At 72.9% G+C, this 5,041-nt stretch carries 6 protein-coding genes; 5 read left to right on the forward strand and 1 reads right to left on the reverse strand.

The window, feature by feature from the left end; translation table 11 throughout:
- Window positions 1-154 precede the first annotated feature (154 nt).
- Window positions 155-352: a hypothetical protein gene (locus ACZ4W5_RS37690; RefSeq protein WP_465659744.1), complete on the reverse strand. Its 198-nt coding sequence runs from the start codon at window positions 350-352 to the stop codon at window positions 155-157.
- Window positions 353-562: 210 nt separating this feature from the next.
- Here ACZ4W5_RS37690 and ACZ4W5_RS37695 point away from each other — a divergent pair, with 210 nt between their 5' ends.
- The 5 genes from ACZ4W5_RS37695 (at window position 563) to ACZ4W5_RS37715 (ending at window position 4,936) form a co-directional block, all read left to right on the forward strand.
- Window positions 563-820 carry a hypothetical protein gene (locus ACZ4W5_RS37695; RefSeq protein WP_465659746.1) on the forward strand — a complete coding sequence of 86 codons (258 nt, stop codon included), beginning with the start codon at window positions 563-565 and terminating at the stop codon, window positions 818-820.
- Between the two features lie 132 nt (window positions 821-952).
- On the forward strand, window positions 953-1,399 hold the full coding sequence (locus tag ACZ4W5_RS37700; protein WP_360232550.1) for an SRPBCC domain-containing protein: 447 nt from the start codon (window positions 953-955) through the stop codon (window positions 1,397-1,399).
- The gene (locus ACZ4W5_RS37705; RefSeq protein WP_465659748.1) at window positions 1,396-1,800 is read left to right on the forward strand and encodes an ArsR/SmtB family transcription factor; all 405 of its coding nucleotides are present in this window, start codon (window positions 1,396-1,398) and stop codon (window positions 1,798-1,800) included. Before ACZ4W5_RS37700 ends, ACZ4W5_RS37705 begins: the two co-directional genes overlap by 4 nt.
- Before the next feature lie 304 nt (window positions 1,801-2,104).
- On the forward strand, window positions 2,105-3,313 hold the full coding sequence (locus ACZ4W5_RS37710; protein WP_465659750.1) for a hydroxymethylcytosylglucuronate/cytosylglucuronate synthase: 1,209 nt from the start codon (window positions 2,105-2,107) through the stop codon (window positions 3,311-3,313).
- 195 nt (window positions 3,314-3,508) lie between these two features.
- Window positions 3,509-4,936, forward strand: coding sequence for a M1 family metallopeptidase (locus ACZ4W5_RS37715; RefSeq protein WP_465659752.1), 1,428 nt, complete (start codon window positions 3,509-3,511; stop codon window positions 4,934-4,936).
- Window positions 4,937-5,041: the final 105 nt, after the last annotated feature.

Below are 5,041 nucleotides of genomic sequence, written 5' to 3' on the forward strand. Positions count from 1 at the left end.
CCGAGTCCTGCAACGGTCGATCCGCACCACCAACACCACCAGACAAACCACCCAAAGCGACCTCACTGAAGCCGCTTGACTTCCATAGGAGCATCGCCACCCGCCCCGGACACCACTCGTCAGCGATCTCAAGTGACCGCTCGCTCGAGATCGCTCACTTGAGATCGATCACGAGGCTCCCCGTCCGTGCCTCCTCGCTGTCGACGTCGTCGAGGTCCTTGGCCCCGTTGCAGGGGCCCGACTTGGTGGGGTCGGAGGTACTGATCCGCGCCTGGCCCACCAGCGTGAACGACTCGTCGTCCCCGGGCCCGGACATGCCCCAGGCCAGCCCGACGGCGCCGGCGCCGACCACGAGTCGGTCTCGGGCGGAGCCGCCTCCGTGGCGGGTATCGGGGCAGCACTCTCTTCATACGATTCGTCAGGCATTCGCACAGGATGGCACCGAGCAGCTCCGCTGACGAGGAAGTTCCGCGACCGGGCCTCACCGTGCGGCGGCTGCCGACCGGCCGCACTGCCCGACCGTGGTGATCGGCGACGGCCAGGCCACGGAAGAATGGGGCGGGTGACCAGCACTCAGCCGATCCCCCGGGGCCTCACCGCCCTCATCCCCGACGCCCGCACCCGGGAAACGCCCGGCGAGCGGGCCGCCTCCCAGCTCCTCCACCTGCGCGAGGCGACGGTGCCCGTGCCGGTCCTCGCCGCGGCTGCCGAGCTGATCACCCCGCTGTTGAAGGACGAGGACCCGGCGACCCGCGCGGCCGCCACCGCCGTCCACACCCGCCTGCTGGCGGCCATCGAGGAGGCCACCCCCGGGCGATAGCCCGCCGGGACAGGACGAGGCCGGGCCCCTCGGCGACGGACCCGCGCGAGACGCAACCCTCGGGTTGCACCTGGCAGTGCGACGTGCAACTCTGGAGTTGCACCCACTGTCCGCGATGGAAGGAGCCCCCTCATGAGCGAGGACCGGATCGAACGCGAGACCCTGATCGAGGCGCCCCTGGAGCGGGTCTGGTCCCTGGTGGCCGAGCCCGGTTTCTGGGTCGCCGACAAGGCGAGCCTGCCCGGCACCGTGGCCAGGGAGGGCGAGGAACTGGTGGCCAGGAACCCGGAGTACGGCGACTTCCCGGTACGCGTGGAGAAGGTCGAGCCGCCGACCTACCTGGCCTACCGCTGGGCCAGCGCGTTCCCCGGGGAGGAACTGCGCGAGGACAACAGCACCCTCGTCGAGTTCACCCTGACCCCGGAGGACGGCAGGACGCGGCTGCGTGTGGTCGAGAGCGGCTTCGCGGCACTGGCCGGGTCCGAGGAACTGCGCGGCAAGGCGGTCGAGGACAACACCGGCGGCTGGCGCCAGGAACTCGACGCGCTCAGGACGCGCGCCGAACAGCCCGCCGCGTGACCGACCAACCCCACGGCGCCGTCGAAGCGGTCGACACCGTGCTCGCGGCCCTGGCCGACCCGACGCGACGCCGGCTGCTCGAACTGATCGCCGCGCAGGGCGAGGCCACCGCGACGACGCTCGCCCGGCACCTTCCCGTCTCGCGCCAGGCCGTGGTCAAGCACCTCGCCGTCCTGGACGCCGCCGGGCTGGTGAGCAGCGGCCGCGTCGGGCGCGAGGTGCGCTACACGGTGCGGCCCGCGGCGCTCGACACCACGGCGCGCTGGATGGCCTCGCTCGCCGCCGACTGGGACCGCAGACTGGCACACATCAAGCACGTCGCCGAGGCGGCGGAGCGGGAGTCGCGAACCGGTCGTGACGACGCGTCACATCCACCGGAACAGTCCCACGGAGGAGCCTGACCAGGTCGACCGCCTGACGGCACGCCCCGGGTGCGGCCGGTCGCCAAGCCGCCGACCGACCGGCCGTCCACCTGCCCGTCGATCCCTCCGTTCGTCAATGCACCGAACGGGAACTTCACCTTTCGGGGTGGTTAGGTATCGCTTTTCCGTAGGCAGTCGAACCGACCCTTCTCCGAGCGCCTGGTACGAATACGGAGCGACAGAAGGTCCGGTACGGGCGGGGGAGTTGACAGGGATGCGGGCGAGCACGGGGATCACGAGGGCAGACGCCACGACAGTGGGGACCACGACGGCGAGGGCCACGATGACGGTCGCCGTGGCCGGGGTGGAGTTCGGCTGGGGCAGCTCGGGGAAGTTGAGCGCGGTGCTGTCCGCCCTCCGGGCCCGCGGCGGCGAGCGGCTGAGATTCATCGGCCTGGCCTCCGGGCTTGGCAGACAGCTGCTCGCCGAACAGCCGGTGGAGCGCTGGTTCGACCTCCCGGACGAGCGGTCCGACCAGGAACTGTGCCGGATCGTCCAGGCGCAGCGCGTGCAGGCGGCACTGGTGGTGCTGGACGGCGCGCTGGCCAACGCGCTGCGGGCCTGCGGGGTGCCGGTGGTGTTCGTGGACAGCCTGCCGTTCCTCTGGACGGACGGCGACCGGCCCGACCTCCCGCTGGACGCCGAGGTGTACTGCGCCCAGCGGTGCGTGGAGCTGCCGCCGGAGGGCGCCGGGGTGCTGGCCGACGTGCACCGGCTCCGCTGGGTGGACGCCGTGATCGCTGACGGCGGCGCCGCCCGCGGCAGCCCTCCCACGCCGCACCCCCGGCGCGCCCTGCTCAACCTCGGCGGGCTGCGCGCGCCCCACCTCACGGACTGGGCGAGCTATCCCCAGCTCGTCCTGCCCGCCGCACTGGAGGCACTGACCGCGAGCGGGGTCACCGAGGTGCACATCGCGGGCAACCTGCCGGCCTGGCTGGCCGCGCAACTGGTCGACTCCTGCGCCCACCCGCCCGTCACCACCGTCGGCGCCCTCCGCCACCAGGAGTTCCTGCACCGCCTCGCCGACTGCGACGTACTGCTCACCTCCCCCGGGCTGACCACCCTCCTGGAGGCCGGGCAACTCGGCACCCCGACGCTCTGTCTGCCGCCGCAGAACCTCAGCCAGATCTTCAACGGCCGCTTCCACAGCCAGGCGCTCGGCACTGACGTCCGCCTCCGTTGGCCCCAGGAGGTGTTCGACGAGGAGGAGGCACTGGCCCTGCGCGCCCACGGCGAGCGCAAGGCCCTCGACCTGATCCACGGCGGCATCGCCCGCGCCGTCGACCTCGGCCGCCACCGTACGGCTGCGGCCGTACGGCAGGGCCTGGTCGAGAAGCTCAAACGGCTGGCCGACGGGGCCGCCGCGGCTCCACCCGGCCCGGACTGGACGGCATTGACGAGCGCGGTCGGCACCGCCGGTGCGGCCCAGGTTGCCGACGTCCTGCTGCAGTTCCTGGCCGACTCCCCGGGAGCCGACCAGCCGCTCCACTGACCAGGCCGACTCGGCGGCCCAGCCGACGGCAGACCCAGCGGCCGGCCCAGCGGCCAGCCCAGCGGATCACCCCGACGGAGGGCCGCTGCGTGTCCCCGGGCTGGTCGAGGCCGTTCTCAGGCACGGTGCCGGCGACGCGCTGCCCGCCCCGGCAGGCCCGGCATCCCCGAGATTTCCGAGATTTCCGAGGTCCTCATGATGAAGTCCACCGGCCCACCCTTCCGGCCGGTCACATCTGCCCGGTTCACCACCACCGTCCAACGACTCCTCGACCGGTCCGATGGGCCGTCCGGCCCGCGGCGCCTCCTCCTCCCGCTGCTCGCCGTCCTCGCCGTGCTCCTGTCGGTGGGCGCCGCACCACCCGGCCGTGCCCCCGCCGACCCGACCCGCACCCCCGGAGCCCCCACCTACACCGTGGAGTTGAGCAGCGACGCCACGGGGGCGCACTGGCGCGGCCACGAGCGGATCGTCTTCACCAACACCTCACCGGAACCCCTGCACGAGGTGTACCTGCGGCTCTGGGACAACTTCCACGGCGGCTGCGCGACCCCGTCCGTCCGGGTGACCGGTCTGGACGGCACCCCGGAGGTCGACTGCACCGCCCTGCGCGTCCCGCTGGCCCGCCCGCTGCCCCGGGGCGCTTCCGACACGGTCGAGTTCGACCTCGGCATCGACGTCCCCGACGGCCTCGACCGCTTCGGCCGGGACGGCGCGTTCAGCTTCATCGGCAACGCCCTGCCCGTCCTCGCCGTCCGCGACGGGTCGGGCTGGCACCTGGACCGGTACAGCGAGCTCGGCGAGTCGTTCTACGGCCTCGCCTCCGACTTCGCCGTCACCCTCGACCACCCCACCGAGGTCCTGGTACCCGCCACCGGCACCGCCGTCGACACCCCCGGCGGACCGGGCCGAACGGTCACCCGGATCGGTGCCCGGCAGGTCCGCGAATTCGCCTGGGCCGCCGGGCCGTTCCACCGGATCGAGGGCCGGTCCGGCGGCGGCGTCCGGGTCGCCGTCTACTCGGTCAGCAGCGTCTCCGCCGCAGACGCCCGCGCGATGCTGGACCTCTCGCTGCGGACCATCGACGACCACTCCGCCCGCTACGGCCCCTACCCGTACGGGGACGTCGCCACCGTCCTCGACGACGCCTTCGGGTTCGGCGGCATGGAGTACCCGGCCTTCGTCCTCGACCGGATCCGCCCCTCCGCCGTCATCCACGAGCTGGCGCACCAGTGGTGGTACGGCATCGTCGGTGACGACCAGTACCGCGCGCCCTGGCTGGACGAGTCCTTCGCCGAGTACGCCATGGACGTCGAGCTGGGCCGGACGAAGGAGGGCTGCACCGCCGCAACTCCCTTCCGGAGCCCGGCCGAACGCCTCACCAACCCGATGAGCTACTGGGACGCCCACCCCGACCGCTACGAGGCGGTCATCTACGACCACGGCTCCTGCGCCCTGCACGAACTGAGCCGGCTGATCGGCACGGACACGATGTCCGCGCTGCTGCACGACTACGCCCGCGCCCACTGGTTCGGTGTCTCCACCACCGCCGAGTTCAAGGCCGCCGCCCAGGCCGCGACGTCCGTCGACCTGACGCCCTTCTGGAAGGAGCACCGCATCGACTGATCCCCGACCCACGCCGGACCAGCTCTCCCTCCACGCCCGAGGGGGGGGGGGGGGGGGGTGGGGGGGGGGGGGGGGGGGGGGGGGGGGGGGGGGGGAGGGGGGGGA

It is taken from the genome of Kitasatospora sp. NPDC029367, from assembly GCF_055569135.1.

Bases quoted from the DNA above. Each gene is read 5' to 3' on its own strand.
- ACZ4W5_RS37700 (WP_360232550.1), top strand. From the start codon at position 953: ATGAGCGAGGACCGGATCGAACGCGAGACCCTGATCGAGGCGCCCCTG.
- ACZ4W5_RS37710 (WP_465659750.1), top strand. From the start codon at position 2,105: ATGACGGTCGCCGTGGCCGGGGTGGAGTTCGGCTGGGGCAGCTCGGGG.
- ACZ4W5_RS37715 (WP_465659752.1), top strand. From the start codon at position 3,509: ATGATGAAGTCCACCGGCCCACCCTTCCGGCCGGTCACATCTGCCCGG.